The sequence below is a fragment of the Chryseobacterium carnipullorum genome (genome assembly GCF_900142785.1).
Taxonomy (GTDB): domain Bacteria; phylum Bacteroidota; class Bacteroidia; order Flavobacteriales; family Weeksellaceae; genus Chryseobacterium; species Chryseobacterium carnipullorum.
Map to the genome: position 1 here is coordinate 130,567 of NZ_FRCD01000007.1, position 14,962 is coordinate 145,528.

Annotated in this window: 15 protein-coding genes; 7 read left to right on the forward strand and 8 right to left on the reverse strand. The window is 37.3% G+C overall.

The window, feature by feature from the left end; all coding sequences use genetic code 11:
* Positions 1–9: 9 nt before the first annotated feature.
* The 7 genes from BUC06_RS09650 to BUC06_RS09680 all read left to right on the forward strand — a co-directional run bounded on the left by BUC06_RS09650 (position 10) and on the right by BUC06_RS09680 (position 7,274).
* Positions 10–1,728: a PspC domain-containing protein gene (locus BUC06_RS09650; RefSeq protein WP_073333050.1), complete on the forward strand. Its 1,719-nt coding sequence runs from the start codon at positions 10–12 to the stop codon at positions 1,726–1,728.
* Between the two features lie 311 nt (positions 1,729–2,039).
* Positions 2,040–2,642, forward strand: a complete 603-nt coding sequence (locus BUC06_RS09655; protein ID WP_073333052.1) for a 1-acyl-sn-glycerol-3-phosphate acyltransferase — start codon at positions 2,040–2,042, stop codon at positions 2,640–2,642.
* 73 nt (positions 2,643–2,715) lie between these two features.
* The gene (locus tag BUC06_RS09660) at positions 2,716–3,147 is read left to right on the forward strand and encodes a PaaI family thioesterase (protein WP_073333054.1); all 432 of its coding nucleotides are present in this window, start codon (positions 2,716–2,718) and stop codon (positions 3,145–3,147) included.
* Between the two features lie 108 nt (positions 3,148–3,255).
* The gene (locus BUC06_RS09665; protein ID WP_073333059.1) at positions 3,256–4,308 is read left to right on the forward strand and encodes a hypothetical protein; all 1,053 of its coding nucleotides are present in this window, start codon (positions 3,256–3,258) and stop codon (positions 4,306–4,308) included.
* Between the two features lie 7 nt (positions 4,309–4,315).
* Entirely contained in the window at positions 4,316–5,392 is a 1,077-nt protein-coding gene (locus BUC06_RS09670; protein ID WP_073333061.1) for an RNA polymerase sigma factor, read from the forward strand.
* Positions 5,393–5,400: 8 nt separating this feature from the next.
* A complete protein-coding gene (locus tag BUC06_RS09675) occupies positions 5,401–6,285 on the forward strand; it encodes an outer membrane beta-barrel protein (protein WP_073333069.1) in 885 nt (294 codons plus the stop codon).
* Positions 6,286–6,308: 23 nt separating this feature from the next.
* The gene (locus BUC06_RS09680) at positions 6,309–7,274 is read left to right on the forward strand and encodes a chorismate-binding protein (RefSeq protein WP_073333076.1); all 966 of its coding nucleotides are present in this window, start codon (positions 6,309–6,311) and stop codon (positions 7,272–7,274) included.
* A 413-nt stretch (positions 7,275–7,687) separates the two neighbouring features.
* Here BUC06_RS09680 and BUC06_RS09685 read toward each other — a convergent pair whose 3' ends face one another.
* The 8 genes from BUC06_RS09685 to BUC06_RS09720 all read right to left on the reverse strand — a co-directional run bounded on the left by BUC06_RS09685 (position 7,688) and on the right by BUC06_RS09720 (position 14,922).
* Positions 7,688–7,882 carry a hypothetical protein gene (locus BUC06_RS09685; protein ID WP_034745893.1) on the reverse strand — a complete coding sequence of 65 codons (195 nt, stop codon included), beginning with the start codon at positions 7,880–7,882 and terminating at the stop codon, positions 7,688–7,690.
* 5 nt (positions 7,883–7,887) lie between these two features.
* Complete coding sequence (locus tag BUC06_RS09690; RefSeq protein WP_034728847.1) at positions 7,888–8,490, reverse strand: MarC family protein; 603 nt, start codon at positions 8,488–8,490, stop codon at positions 7,888–7,890.
* Positions 8,491–8,534: 44 nt separating this feature from the next.
* Positions 8,535–10,274 carry a BatD family protein gene (locus tag BUC06_RS09695; protein WP_073333079.1) on the reverse strand — a complete coding sequence of 580 codons (1,740 nt, stop codon included), beginning with the start codon at positions 10,272–10,274 and terminating at the stop codon, positions 8,535–8,537.
* Positions 10,274–11,023, reverse strand: a complete 750-nt coding sequence (locus tag BUC06_RS09700; RefSeq protein WP_083564042.1) for a tetratricopeptide repeat protein — start codon at positions 11,021–11,023, stop codon at positions 10,274–10,276. The genes BUC06_RS09695 and BUC06_RS09700 overlap by 1 nt, the downstream gene beginning before the upstream one ends.
* 102 nt (positions 11,024–11,125) lie before the next feature.
* Positions 11,126–12,133 carry a vWA domain-containing protein gene (locus BUC06_RS09705; protein WP_073333082.1) on the reverse strand — a complete coding sequence of 336 codons (1,008 nt, stop codon included), beginning with the start codon at positions 12,131–12,133 and terminating at the stop codon, positions 11,126–11,128.
* Complete coding sequence (locus BUC06_RS09710; RefSeq protein ID WP_073333084.1) at positions 12,133–13,125, reverse strand: VWA domain-containing protein; 993 nt, start codon at positions 13,123–13,125, stop codon at positions 12,133–12,135. Before BUC06_RS09710 ends, BUC06_RS09705 begins: the two co-directional genes overlap by 1 nt.
* Positions 13,118–14,014, reverse strand: coding sequence for a BatD family protein (locus tag BUC06_RS09715; protein ID WP_073333087.1), 897 nt, complete (start codon positions 14,012–14,014; stop codon positions 13,118–13,120). Before BUC06_RS09715 ends, BUC06_RS09710 begins: the two co-directional genes overlap by 8 nt.
* A 44-nt stretch (positions 14,015–14,058) precedes the next feature.
* Entirely contained in the window at positions 14,059–14,922 is an 864-nt protein-coding gene (locus BUC06_RS09720) for a DUF58 domain-containing protein (RefSeq protein WP_073333090.1), read from the reverse strand.
* Between the last annotated feature and the right edge of the window lie 40 nt (positions 14,923–14,962).

Below are 14,962 nucleotides of genomic sequence, written 5' to 3' on the forward strand. Positions count from 1 at the left end.
AACAAAGCTATGAACAAGACACTCTCAATAGGACTCGCAGGTTTTTCTTTCACGATAGAAGAACACGCATATATAAAGCTCAGCGATTATCTGAATGCACTGAGAAGCTCATTGGACGCTTCAGAGGAGGAGGAGGTAATGCATGATATAGAAATAAGAATGGTTGAAATCTTCAGAGATTCTTTAGGAAAACGTGAAGTAATCAACGATACAGACGTAGAAAAAGTAATTGCACAGATTGGATCTCCTGAAAAGATCGAAGAGCAGGAAGAAGCTTACTTTTCTGAGAAAAATACAAGAAAAAACACTCACTCAGGAGCAGAATATACAGACAAGAAACAATTGTTCCGCGATCCTGAAAGACAAAAGATCGCAGGGGTATGTGCAGGACTTGCCCACTATGTAGGAATGGATATTACGGCGATGAGAGCGATCTGGTTGGGAATATTTATTCTGGGTATCTTCACCGCAGCTATTTCTTCATCACTGATCGGTCTTCTTTATGTCATTCTCTGGATTGTACTTCCAAGAGCAGAAACAGCTGCAGATTTCCTGAAAATGAAGGGAAAGCCTATGAACTTCGACAATCTTAAAAATGAGTCTAATAAATTGGTTCAGTTTGCCAACGAATCTACTCAGAGAGTCGGAGAAATGTACAACGAATCCAAGCCTTACATTGACAATGCGGGCAGCGGAGTTTGGAACATCATCAAATATTTTGTAGGATCCATCTTTGTATTAATGGCAGTAGGAAGCATCATCGGTATATTTGTTATCTTCGGATTATTCGGTATGGATGCAGATTTTCCAGGTGCTAATGAAATGAGATTCTATATGGATGATAACGGTCTGGACAAAGTTCTGGTAGCCATTATGATCATCGGATGTCTTATTCCTACGATTCTGTTCAGTTTATTGAGTATCCGTATATTTTCACCAAAAACAAAGCTTAGAAATATCGGATGGGTGATCGGTGCATTATTTCTTATATTAATTGGCCTGGGAACCTATTTCGGAGTGAGCATGGCAAAGAAAAACCTGATCTACAAGGGCAGCAAGGAAGACACAGAAAATATTGCCATCAATACGACATCAGATACGCTTTATGTAGATTTGAAACAAGTCAATATTCCTCAGAATTTCACGGCATATGATGACGATATTTATTCTGACAAGAAAACGGTTTATAAAGAAGATTATATCTCTGTAGAGGTAACAAGAAAGCCGGAAGTGAAAACACCTTATCTGATCATTAAAAAAGAAGGAAACGGCTATAACGTTCCGGTTCAGATCAACGTCCCTGTAGAAATAGTAGGCAATAAGGTATTACTTCCGAACTACATCAAGTATCCTTATGAGCACAGATTCAGACATTACAGAGTAGATTACGAACTGGTTGTTCCTCAGAATGCAGTAGTAATTCCATTGAAAAAAGACAGAATGGACTTTGACGGAGATTTGAACGGAGACGGAATCAATGATGACGATCAGGATCAGGACGAAAACGGAAAGATCAGAATTGAAAAAAACAAGATCTCAGTTAATGGTTCTACGATAGAATACAACTCTGATGATAAAGACAGTATTATCATCAATGGGAAAAAAGTTCCGAATTCCCAGGCAGACAAAGTAATGGATTCTATGAAGTCTACCATCAAAAAGATGAATAAGAACGTAGACATCAAAATCAAAGACGGAAAAGACGAAATTTCCATACAAACTAAATAATTAACTTCAGAGAGTGCAGGAGGTGTGAATGGAAGACAACCGTTTGAAATTCACACTCTTCTTCTCTCAGAAAACGAAAAAAAATATTAGTATTTAGTTCGCTATGTTAAAAAAATGTTATACATTCGTATAGTTAAAAAAAATTAACCAAATCAATAAAAAACACCCTAACCATGGTACAAGTTGCACTAGAAATTGTAATGAAGATCGCAGATTTAATCAGCGGTTTGTTTTAAGAGCGATAATATTTCAATATATTTGTAAAGTATAACCTGTTTGGTTATACTTTTTTGTTTTTAATTTAAAGATATATGAGAAAACTGATAGGTAAATTAATGTTAAAGCTGTTGGGCTGGAAAGTTGTTTTACAGGGTGATGCAAAAAGCTTAGACCGATGTATCCTTGTGGTAGCACCCCACACCCACAACATGGAATATCTATTGGGAAATCTTGCCTACTGGTCTCTCGGGAAACCTCTTAAAATCATTATCAAAGATGCCCACACCAAAGCATGGTACGGCAGTGTTGTAAGAGGCCTGGGAGGAATCGGGATCGACAGAACGCAGAAAAATGATCTGGTAAGTTTTGTCGCCAAACAGTTTGCAAAAGAAGATTTCAGTCTTGTTATTACGCCTGAAGGAACAAGAAGCTGGGTTCCGAAATGGAGAAAAGGATTTTATCATATGGCATTAGCCGCAAAAGTGCCTATCGTTCTTGCTGCCGGCGATTTTAAAAGAAATATCGTCTATCTGGGCTACACCATTCCTTATGAAAGAATTGCTTCTGCTCCTTTTTCAGAGATTATGGAAGAAATCCAGGAGTATTATATTAAAAATGACATCGGACCTAAAATTCCTGCCAACTGGAATCCGAATATTATGGGAACAGGCACTGAAGAAGAAGTTAGAAGTTAGAAGTTAGAAGTTAGCGAAATTACTTTTATTCCATTGCTCATTAATTTATCAATTATCATTCATCACTTATAAAATGAAAGGTCAGACTAAAGAAGAACTCCTTACGTTTTTAAACAACTGGGGAAACGGTGTCACATTAGCCAAAACACTTGAAATACAATTCACCGATATCGACGTTGACAATGAAACTCTTACTGCGACTATGCCGGTTCAGCCAAAGGTACATCAGCCTTTTGGTATTCTGCATGGTGGTGCAAGCTGTGTTCTGGCAGAAACTTTAGGGTCAAGCCTATCCAATATTTTTATCGATGGCAGCAAATATTATGGCGTAGGAACGAATATCAATTCCAACCACCTTAAAAGTAAAAAAGACGGAATTGTAACCGCTACGGCCCGTTTCATCAGAAAAGGAAAGACGATGCATGTTTCAGAAATTGAGATCAGGGATGAAAAAGGAACGCTCATCAATCATACCACGATGACGAACAACATTCTTCTGAGATAGTTTAAAAGATCAGCCAAAAAAATAATAAGACTCAAAAAAATTGAGTCTTTTTTTATATACTTGCTGCAACCTTTTTCTTTTTCGTCATCTTATAAGAAAATAGTAACCATGAAAACACTTTTTTTACCATTCTTACTTTTATTATTTGTCATCTCATGCAGTGATAATGATACTGAACTTCTTGAAAAAAAAACAACATCTTATGATGTTTACCTTGGTGGTATAGACGACTACAAAGCATGCTACTGGAAAAACGGACAGCAACATTTTCTGCCGGGAGGACAAGATATCCAGGCAAGCCAGCTTGTCGTAGATCATAATGATATTTATATTATGGCCAATAATGTTCCAGGCACAAACACCCCTCCCACATGGTATTTCTGGAAAAACGGAATAAAATATAATGTTGCAGATTATATAAACGAAGCTCCGAATACAAATAGTGACAAATACAAACTTCAGATCTGGAATAGACTGACAATATATAATGGTGATATCTACTTCACCGGAATTGTCAAAAATCCGAACCCTACTTCTTCGCAGGACCTTTATCAACATTGTTACTGGAAAAATGGAGTCAAGACCGTATTGGAAACATTCGGGCAAAACAATCAGTTTGCTTTCGGCTGTTTAGGAGTTGACAACAACAATGTATATGTTGCCTTACGTAAAAACTTCACCAACAACGCTGCGGGAATGACTAATTGGGATTTGGGATACTACAAAAACAATACTTATAATGCCATGAACGGCAACCTGTTTCCTCGTCGCTTTATAACAGATCAGACTGGACTGCACATGCTTTTAAGAGATACTAACAACACTTTTCATTTCAAAAACATGAATGGAGGCAATGATATCCAAATTCCTGCTACTATAGCCCAAAGTGGTATAGAAGAATTCTATTTTGAAAATTCAGACATCTATTATATCGGTAAAAAATTCTATTACAAAAATAATACTCTTGTTCAGATCAATGATCCGGCAGGCTATAATACAATCGGGCACTTTGTAGCAAAAGACCAGAATATTTACATGACACGATACAACACAGATACAAATGGAACAGGAGTGAAATTTTATATCAATAATGTAGAAGCAGGAAGTATTGCAGATATCAGCAGAGGCTGCTTCAATTCTATTTTTGTCGTAAAGAACTAATCCAGGCATGCATTATACTTACGACTGGCAGAAAATATACAGCGAACATTCCCCAAAACTCTTGGGGATTTGTCGCAGATATATACCGGATGTATACGCTGCGGAAGATATCCTTCAGGACAGCTTCATTACAGCCATGCAAAAAGGTCATCAGCTTAAAGATGAAAAACTATTGTTCGCATGGCTTAAGAAAATTGTGATCAATAATGCGCTTCAATATATACGGAAAAGCAGTAAAGAAATTTTTATTGACAAAGAAACGTCAGCAACATCATTAACGATGAGTGAAAATATGGAAGAAAAAACGTATGTTCTTGCCTACGATTTTACGCGTGAAGAGTTACTCTCCTCTATAGATCATCTTCCTTCGCATCATAAATCGGTATTTAATTTATATTGTATAGAAAACCATTCCCATGCTGAAATTGCAGAGATGCTGGGAATCTCCGTCAATACTTCGAAATCACATCTTTTGAGAGCTAAAAAGTCAATTCAAAATTATCTGGCTACTACGATAGTCAAGCCTGATACTCCAAAAAAGAAAATAACTCAAATACTAATTTTTCTGGGTTTTGGAAGTCTTTTGTGGGCACAGACTTTCAAAAATAAATTTTCAGACTTTTCAGTTCAGCCTGCGAGATTACTTGAAATTCCGGAAAATACATCCATCTCAAACATGAATTTTCCCTCAAATGCTCTTACCGGTTGGAAAATAAAGGCGATTGCTGCCATTAGTTTATCTATAATTATATTAACTTCTGTCCTTATTTTTAAACCGAAAAATCAGATCATATCCGAAAACGATATCCAGGCCAAAAAGGCACAAACAATCCAGAACAAGGAAAAAACTGAAGAGGAAAAACTTAACCATACTCTTTCAGGTCCCAGTAATGATGATACACAAAACAAAGAAATAACAATAAATAATACCCATGAAAAAACTGTTGTTCAGGAAAAAAACAGCAGTATATCAAGAAATAATAAATCCAACATCATTGTAAAAGATTCTGCTGAAACTGTTTCCCGAAAGATTATCATTGTAAAAAAAATCATTCAGAGAGACACCATTTACGTTGAAAGATAATATCCGTTATGCCTTTAAAAAAAATAATTTTCACACTTATTTTCCTTATCCTGTATCCGCTCAATGGCCAGAGAAAAAAGACGGATACGCTTTACGTCTATGAGAAAGTCATTGTTTATGATACCATTTATTTAGAAAAAGCCTTAAAAATAAAACCACTGGGCATCTATTTCACCCCTTCAATGATCTTTAATTCTGTTCCTGTAACACAGCAATATGAATACATTTCATTCATGGATACAGCAAAAGGTATAGCTATCAGACCAAGAAAATTTGAATACGGTGTTGAAGCCGGAATAGGTTTTAAGAATAGTAATTGGGCTAAAAAATCATCAGAAAACAGACAGCAACTCGGATTCAATGCGGGAATATGGATTTCAGGAAGTATTTATAAACGATTTTCATTGATGCTTTCCGCAAATGTATATCACTGGAATTCCACCTTTGATCTGGATGCCAATAGAGAAGATACTTGGTTAAACGGCTATTATTTTACAGAAGATCAGCAGCCTATCCTGTTTCAAAAATTTAATAACAAACACTTTGAATATGCAGTACAGTTGAAATTATTTTATGAATGGAAAAAAATCAGGCCGTTTATAGGATTCCTAGCCAATCAGAATGTCTATACAATGCAGTTTATGGTACCGGAAAATAACATTTTGAACAAACTGGAGGATTTCAAATCCAAACAGATCAATCCTGGATACTCTTTCGGAGTTCAGTACCGGCTGACGCGAAAATTTCTTTTATTTCTGGAGTATCAGGAATATAAATTGAGAAATATTTCGCTAAAAAACAGGGCTTTTAATTTTGACATTTTTAAGACTAATAATACCTTTGCTGAAAGGAAAATTAACCTGGGAGTTTCTTATACTATTTCCGGGTGGTGATTTTCCAAATCTATTCACAGCTCATGATTTATTTCAAACTCCCTTTCAACGAAACATTATATTCAACTGATCAAAAACAGGGCAGCGAGTCCATCAGCTTTCACTCTTTTGATCTGTTAAGACAGATCGGTTTTGAAGGAAACATCACTGAAGCTTCTGAACCATTTGAACCAAAAGAAATGACCAGTGAAATCCTTTTGAAAGATGAAAGTCATTTCACGGAAGAGACCAAAGAGGAATATACCAATACTCTTCAACAGGTCATTGATGTCATCAAAAACCATAACCTTCCCAAGCTGGTGTACTCAAGAAGAAAGATCTTCAGGGATTTTAACGGTATTGATTGTAAAGAAAGTTTTAAAAAGCTTTGTATCACTTATCCCAACGCATTCAGATACATCTTTAATGATGGAGAGAATGCCTGGATGGGTGCTTTTTCTGAGACCCTTGGAAAATTCAATAAAACGACCCACGAATTTGAAACCATGAGTCTTGCCGGAACGCTGCCTGTATCTGAAGAATGGACAGAAAAAGAGATTGAAGAACAAAAACCTGTCACCTCTTATATCAAAGATATTCTTGAAAACTACTCAGCCAATCTACAGCTATCGGAGACCTACGATCATATTTCAGGAAACATCAAACATCTGAGGACAGATTTTAAAGCCCATATACGGCCTGAGGATCTGGACAATCTCATCCACGAACTCCATCCTACCCCCGCAGTATGCGGAATTCCAAAAGACTTCTGTAAAAAGAGTATTCAGCAATTTGAGAAATTTCCACGGGAATTATATGCCGGGTATATCAAAGTGGAAACAGATGAATGGGTTATGTACTTTGTCAATCTCAGATGTGCAAGATTGTATAGAGATTCAGTACACATTTTTGTAGGCGGCGGAATAACGGCGCAAAGCGATGCCGAAAAAGAATGGCGTGAGACAGAGCTGAAATCTGAGGCTGTTTTAAAGAATCTTGTGGTTTCTTAGGGTGAACGGTAGCACCCACCCAGGGATTTTTCTTATATTTTCGAATTTACACATAGTTTCATACGTGACATACTGGTAGAGACACTCGAAGGGATCAGCTGCAAAACTTTAGGAAGAAATGATTTTTTTTACGCAAAGTTCTATGAAAAGTGCTTTTGAGTTGGAGGAGGCAAAGAGTTCGACTTCGTCTCTGATGAAGCTTCAGGACAGAGCGCCTGCTTAATCGAATCAATGAAATTGATTCCGTCTTTGCTTCCCTTTATCATTAGTGTAATCAATTTCTTTGCGTTAAAAAAAAACGTATCCCCGCGCCAAGTTTTGAAATTGATACACTCGAAGCCACCAGTAGTAAAAACGAAAAACCTCTTTCACTTGAAAGAGGTTTTACTATATTGAATAATGTGATTCTTAAATTATTTCTTCACTCCAATTCTGCTCCATGTATCCAGTACAAAAAGCAAAATCAAACCAATAACTGCTGAAGCGATTGAAAATACAAACTTCAGGTTATCTTCTGATAAAAGATCCGTTTGCCAGTCTAATGCATAAAGATTGATGGCAATGAAAACGATAAACACAACTAGAAATACTTTATAAAACTTCTGCATGATTCTTAAAAATTAATATAGTTCTGCACCAATTGGGCAAAGTTAGCGGTGAATAATTTTATTGAAATAGCCAAGAGGATGATTCCGAAAACCTTCTGAAGAATAGACAGTGTAGCCTCTCCCATTCTGTTTTCCAGCCATTTTGCTGATTTCAGCACCAAATATACGAAAATTGTATTGAGAACAATTCCTAAAATAATATTAATGTCATGAAATTCAGCTCTAAGAGATAATGTTGTTGTGAGCGTCCCGGCTCCTGCTACCAGTGGAAACGCAATAGGGACAATGGATGCAGCCTTTGCTTCAGTGGTTTTATTGATTTCGATTCCAAGAATCATTTCAAGTGCTATGATAAAAATCACAAAAGCTCCGGCAATGGCAAATGAATTCACATCTACTCCGATAAGCTTAAGAATTTTATTTCCTACGAATAGAAAAACGATCATGATCACTCCGGCAGTAATCGATGCCTTTCCGGCCTCAATCTGTCCAAATTTCTGCTGAAGGCTTACCACAATGGGAACAGAACCGATAATATCGATCACGGCAAAAAGAACCATAAAGCAGGTAACGATCTCTTTAATAGAGAAATCATTAAATATTTCCATCTCTTTGTAATTAATAATTTCGCAAAAATATGAAAAAAAAGTGATTATTTGCTAATTCGTGAATACAAATTAACAACTGCTTTTAAAAGTTCCTCCATTCCTTCCGCTGATTTCAAAGGTGAGTATTTCTCCATTTGAATCCGTTGTGATAAATTTCTGTATTCCTCGGCAACAGAAGATCCTTTATCACTTTCCAGAAGTATTCTGAAATCATCTGAAGAGCTTTGCAAATACTGTTTTCTTACCTCCAGATCCATTTCCTCCAGGGTATCAAAGAACTTTTCATAATCTCCGTTGTCTTTAAGGTTTTCTAGATAGCTGAAATAATCGTTGATATCCGTTTTCAGTGTTTCACGAATTTCTCTTTCCGTTTCAGCCACAGAACCAAGTGGTTTAGGAGATGTTGTTTCTCTAACTAACGCTCGTTTTTTTTGCCAAGTTTTAAATAACAGATAGACGATAAATAATCCTATTAGAATGGCAATATTGGTTAAAAGAATATTCCAGTGGAACTTACTTTTTTCTTTTACTTTAAATGTAGTTGTCTTCAGAACAGGCGTATTTACCGTTTCTAAAAGGGTATTGGTATACTCGTTTACTTTTTCAACCGTCGTACGAGATTCCAGAATTTGGTCATGTGAAAAGGCATTAAGTGCAAGGGTTTTCTGTCCCAGGTCCACATATTCACGGCTAGCAGGATCAAAGAATGCAAACGGTTCAGTCTGGATTGAAATAGGTCCTGCTTTTTTAGGAATCACGACATAGTTCGCGAAAATTTCTCCCTTCATTCCTGTAGTTCCCGGAGCTACTTTAGACGTAATTTTTGGACTAAAAACTTCATAATCGGGAGATGAAACAATCTTCGGAAGATACATATCCGGAAGATTTCCTTCTCCTGATACTTTAATGATCACATTAATCGGTTTTTCAACCTCTATTTTATCCTTTGATGCATTATAGACATTTACGCTGAAATTTCCTACTGCATTTTTAAAATATTCAGGTGATCCCTCAGGAAGTTTTTTTACATTAAGCTTTACTCTGTTGGAAACAATTTTATTTTTGTTGGAATATGAACTCACCGATGCTGATACAGATGGAACATCAACGTATCCCGCTTCATTAGGAAAGACCATAAATACCGCTACAATCTGAGACGCCATGTTTCCGGCTCCTGAAGGGTCAATCTCGGACTTAGTGAAACTTATAGGATGAACGTTAATATTATCCTGACGGGGAAGACGAACATCTTTTACCTTTCTGAAGTTGTCCATGTTTTTAGAATATACCCTTAATACAGCAACTGTAGGCTGATCCTGGTAGACCTCACGGTCTTCTATCTCCATGTTCAGATACATCTCGCTGGAAGTATTCGTCGCAAGAGATCTCTTTTCAACAACATCTTTTATATTGACATCAAAAGGTTCTGTCTTATAGATTTTATTGTTCACTGTTACCAGTACGGAACCGATTTTAATTTTCCCTTTTTTCTTAGGTTCAAGAGCAATTCTGGATACTTTCTGAGTAACAAGGGTATTGGTTGCGGGATCAATCAGGGTATTGGTCACAGATCCGCTTCCAATAATGGTAAATTTTGAAAGATCGGGAAGCTGGAAACGGGTCTGCGGCTCGAGATCCACCCCATTAAGTTCCAGAATAATCGTAAGGTTGACAATATCCTTTCCATTGTATTCTGCTTTATCAGATTCCATAAACAGGTTAACCTGTCCGTAAGAAATTACGGATGCAAAAATGAATAGTATGTAAATTAATTTCTGTTGCATCACCAATCTTTTTCGTTGCTCTGGGGCACCGAATAAGAATTTTTATTTAATATTTTTCTGGCGGTTTCTTTTTCTTTTTCGCTTACTTTATCTAATATGGCATTTTCAAGGTTTTTAGGCATCTTCCCCTCATCATTCTGGTCCTGCTTGGGAGTATCTCCTTTTTCGCTCTTCCCTTCTTCCTGCTGGCCACTGCCCTGATCATTCTTTTGATCTTTTTTATCGCCTTTCTGATCATCACTTTTATTCTGATCATCACCGCCACCGCCTTTTCCTGAGTTTTTCTGCTCATTTTTTTGCTGCTGCTCTTTTTCCTTTTCTTTCAGCTTGGCAATTTCGTAATTCTTTCGGGTTGCTTCATTGTAAGGATTCTGCTTCAGAGCCTGCTTATAATAATCAGCTGCTTTTTCAGGCTGGTTCATCTGCATATAGGTATTTCCAAGGTTATGAAGAGCGGCTGTTTTATCAGGCAATGTCTGCGAAAGCTTTTGTGCTTTGTCAAACTCTGCTTTAGCCTCTTCATATTTTTTGCTTTTATACAATGCGTTTCCAAGGTTATAATGCGCTGTGAAATCTTTATCGTTGGTTTTTACAGCCTCCATATACTTAGAGGAAGCTCCGTCATAGTCTTTACCATTGAATTTCTGATTACCTTCATACACTAAAGTTCTATAGTTTTCCTGCCCAAACACTACGCTTGAGAATGAGAAAGCAATAAGAAACGATAAAAAAATGATTTTAGTATTCATTAACTGCAAAATTATTCGTTTATATGTTAATAAACAGACCTCTATTTGTTAAAGTTCGGTTAAAGTATTTATTTAAAATCTTGATAGACAAAGTATCCGACATTATACATTGAAATCTTTTTTCGGGTTCAATATATAAATTAAAAAGAAGAAGAAAATAGATACGATCAAAAAATACTGATAATAGTGATTGGCATTCTGAGACCTTACCAAAGTCTGTGCAGACGAAGATTTTTTGTTCATGGCATCAATGATTTTGTCGGGAGCTTCATTGACATTATTTCCGTCGACATAATCTCCGCCTGTGGACTCTGCCATCTTTTTAAGGGCTTCCGTTTGTCTTTTGGAGATGACTGTTCCGCCATCCATATCCGTTTTGTACCCCATCAGCTGTCCGAAAACATATTCCGGTACCGGTGCTCCTTCATCTGTTCCTATTCCTACCGATGTTATGGAAATACCTTCTTTATTGGCAAGTCTGATGGCTGCATTGTCATTTCCTTCATTATCTTCACCATCACTTAGCAGAATCACCTTTCTTGAGCCTTTGCTAACATTTTTAAACTTATCTGCTGCTGCCTGCATTGCCTTGAGAAAATCTGTACCCTGGATCTTCATGGAATTGGTTTCTATAGCACTGATGTACGTTTCCGCGGTACCGTAATCTGTGGTAAGCGGCATAATAGAAACTGCTTCTCCGGCAAAGATCACGATCCCTATCTTATCATTCTTCATCTTCTGCATGGTATTCATCATCAGATTCTTCGCCTCTGCAAGACGGCTGGGATCAATATCCTCCGCATTCATAGAATTGGAGACATCGAGCATAAAGATAACATTGTTAAGCCTTTGATTGGTTTTCACTTCTTCCGAACCGTTCAGAAGATCGATAATAGAAAATATCAGAAACAGCGTTCCCAAAAGATATAAAGCAGGAAAGAACTTTGTAAATCCTGATCTTTTTTCAAATAAACTCTCATGAAAACGGCTCTCAGCAAAAATCTCCCTTTTCTTCTTTTTCCATTTTAAATAACGGATCATAAAGGAAGCCAGCAGCGGCAAAAGCAGCAGCAAAAGTAAATACCAGTAATTTCCTAAAGACCAATTCATCAGCTTAAAAATTTATATAACACCCATCGCAGCAGCGCATCAAAGAACAGCATTCCTAATGCGATCCAAAGGAAGATTTTAAAATATTCGTCATAATTGTACAGCTTGGAAACTTTGATATCTGATTTTTCCAAATGGTTGATCTCATCATAAACCTCCTCCAGACTGCTGTTGGAAGTCGCTCTGAAATATCTCCCGCCTGTAGTTTGTGCTACTTCTTTCAGTGTATTTTCATCGATCGTCACTTCTGTTTCAGTAAAAATTAAATCACCGAAAATATCCTGAGAGGTAGGCATCAGCGCAAAACCATTTGTCCCTATTCCAATGGCATATACTTTTATATTATTATTCTTAGCCAGTTCTGCAGCCAGCTGTGGAGGTATTGCATTCTGAATATTGCTTACCCCGTCTGTCATCAGGATCACCACTTTACTTTTAGCTCTGCTTTTGATCAGATGATTGACTGCTACAGAAAGTCCTTCTCCGATGGCTGTTCCCGGTTCAAGACCTGCAGAATTAAGATTTTTAATTTCGTCAATCACCACCTGATGATCTGAAGTCACCGGTACTTTTGTAAATGCTTCCGCTGCATAAGCTACTACTCCTATTCTGTCATTCGGACGTTTCTGTACAAACTTCACAGCAATATCCTTTAATGCCGTAATACGGTCCGGATTGAGGTCTTTCGCAAGCATACTCAGGGAAACATCTATAGAAAGCATAATATCTACGCCTTTGGTATCATCCCTGTCCTGAGATATCGTAAATGTTCTCGGTCTGGCCATCGCAACGATAAGCGCAGAAAGAATGATGTATTTTGAGAGTTTAAGCAAAACAAGCACTGCACGGATGCCTCCGTTTTCTTCCATATTCTGGACCGTCGGAACTTTGATTCCCTTCTTTTTCTTTCCTCCGGCATCTTTAATCAATAAAGGAATGAACAGCAAAAAGAGCAGCAGAAACCACGGACTGTAAAATTCAAAATTAAGCATCCTTTCTTAAGTTTTCAAATTCTAAATCTTTTGATGATCTCTTCACAAAATCGCGGATATCTGCAAAATCTTTTTCCATAGTCGCCTGATCAGGGAAGGTTTTGGCAAACTTCACCAGATCTCCTCTTAAAAATACATCTTCCACTATTTTTTCGTTTTCCTGGGAAATCGTGTTGTTCTTTTTCATGACGTCAATAAGATCGTCGGTAAGAAGAACATCCGCCGGCAGCCGGTACTGTGTGGTGATAAAGGTTCTTGATATTTCTATTAATTCCACATAGAAAGATCGGAAATTCCCTCCTTCGATGTATTTTTTCTTTTTCAGGGAATCCAGTTCTTTTAAGGTCTGGTTCGTAGCAACTGCAGGTGAGCTTTTCGATTTTCTGCCCCATTTGATGAACATAATGACTGCAATAATCAAAGCGATAACGGCAAGCGCGGCCAGAATATAAAATTTATAAAGCTCCCAATAATCTTTTGTTTCAAGCTTTACCTCTTTATTGTTCATGATATCATTGATCTGATCGGCCTTTTGGGCGGTATTGATCACATCAATTTCATAGGGAATGGTTTTTAAGATCTTTCCTCCTACATTAAATTCCAGTTCAGGAATGGTAAATTTTCCCTCGTCATAGACTGAAAACTCAATTTTTCTTTCGTAAGAATTCTGATTTTGTCCTATGCTGTCCTTAATCTCTTCGAAATGGAAAGGAAGCAATTCGTTTTTAGGAGCAGCAACGACCTGAAGATCATGAACATTGTCAATTCTAATCATTAACCGATTGACTTCACCTAAAGCCAGCGTCTTCTTTTCAAGATTGGAAGACAGTATCTGTGAAAAAGCACTTCCACAAATTAAAAAAGACAGTATGAATAATATTTTTTTCAATTTCTAATAATAGTAGTTAAGGCCAAAGCCTTTGTTATTTTGGTTTACTTCTTCTGGAAATAATTATACAGTAATTTGGAATAATCAGCACCGGTGCTGACATTCATAAAACTGGCCGAACTGGTAGCAAAATCTTCTTCCAGAGCACGGACTTTCTGTTTCTGGGCTTCCGCGAAGGTATATCTCCATCTCGCACTGGAAGTATTGGCCCAGACTTCTTTTCCTGTTTCAGCATCATGCAAAAGCACATAGCCTACATCGGGAATTTCGTTATCTTTTTCGTCATAAATTCTCAAGCCCAGCAACTGATGCTTCTTTGAAGCTACCCGAAGCATTTTAGAATCGTAGGTATCTTCAAAATCAGAGAACAGAAAAACCAGAGATTTTCTTTTGAAAATCCCCATCATGTATTCCATTGCCTTATCGATCCTGGACACTGCAGGCACATAATCTGCCGTCAGAATATTGCTGATAATGGAAAGAATATGCTTTCTGCCTTTCTGGGGCGGAATTACTTTATACACTTTATCTGCAAACAGGATCAGTCCTACTTTATCATTGTTTCCGGCAGCCGAAAATCCAAGGCTGGCAGCAATTTCTGCAACATATTCTCTTTTCAGCTGGCCTTTGGTTCCGTAATCCATAGACGCTGAAATATCTACGAGAATCATCATCGTCAACTCTCTTTCTTCTTCCATCACTTTGACGAAGGGTTCACGGAAACGGGCTGTTTTATTCCAGTCGATTCTGCGGATCTCATCGCCAAACTGATAGGGACGAACCTCAGAGAAAGTCATTCCCTGACCTTTAAAAGCACTGTGATACTGTCCCATAAGCGAAGCTTCCGTCTTCTTTCGGGTACGGATCTCAATCTGCTTTACTTTCTTTACAATATCTTTTATTTCCATAAATGTGTTGCGGGTTTCGAGATGCAGTGTTTCGGTTATT

Excerpts from the sequence above, each read along its gene's own strand:
- BUC06_RS09665 (WP_073333059.1), top strand. The coding sequence starts at position 3,256 with ATGAAAACACTTTTTTTACCATTCTTACTTTTATTATTTGTCATCTCA.
- BUC06_RS09670 (WP_073333061.1), top strand. The coding sequence starts at position 4,316 with ATGCATTATACTTACGACTGGCAGAAAATATACAGCGAACATTCCCCA.
- BUC06_RS09660 (WP_073333054.1), top strand. The coding sequence starts at position 2,716 with ATGAAAGGTCAGACTAAAGAAGAACTCCTTACGTTTTTAAACAACTGG.
- BUC06_RS09700 (WP_083564042.1), bottom strand. The coding sequence starts at position 11,023 with ATGAATACTAAAATCATTTTTTTATCGTTTCTTATTGCTTTCTCATTC.
- BUC06_RS09695 (WP_073333079.1), bottom strand. The coding sequence starts at position 10,274 with ATGCAACAGAAATTAATTTACATACTATTCATTTTTGCATCCGTAATT.
- BUC06_RS09680 (WP_073333076.1), top strand. The coding sequence starts at position 6,309 with ATGATTTATTTCAAACTCCCTTTCAACGAAACATTATATTCAACTGAT.
- BUC06_RS09655 (WP_073333052.1), top strand. The coding sequence starts at position 2,040 with ATGAGAAAACTGATAGGTAAATTAATGTTAAAGCTGTTGGGCTGGAAA.
- BUC06_RS09720 (WP_073333090.1), bottom strand. The coding sequence starts at position 14,922 with ATGGAAATAAAAGATATTGTAAAGAAAGTAAAGCAGATTGAGATCCGT.
- BUC06_RS09705 (WP_073333082.1), bottom strand. The coding sequence starts at position 12,133 with ATGAATTGGTCTTTAGGAAATTACTGGTATTTACTTTTGCTGCTGCTT.
- BUC06_RS09650 (WP_073333050.1), top strand. The coding sequence starts at position 10 with ATGAACAAGACACTCTCAATAGGACTCGCAGGTTTTTCTTTCACGATA.
- BUC06_RS09710 (WP_073333084.1), bottom strand. The coding sequence starts at position 13,125 with ATGCTTAATTTTGAATTTTACAGTCCGTGGTTTCTGCTGCTCTTTTTG.
- BUC06_RS09675 (WP_073333069.1), top strand. The coding sequence starts at position 5,401 with ATGCCTTTAAAAAAAATAATTTTCACACTTATTTTCCTTATCCTGTAT.
- BUC06_RS09685 (WP_034745893.1), bottom strand. The coding sequence starts at position 7,882 with ATGCAGAAGTTTTATAAAGTATTTCTAGTTGTGTTTATCGTTTTCATT.
- BUC06_RS09690 (WP_034728847.1), bottom strand. The coding sequence starts at position 8,490 with ATGGAAATATTTAATGATTTCTCTATTAAAGAGATCGTTACCTGCTTT.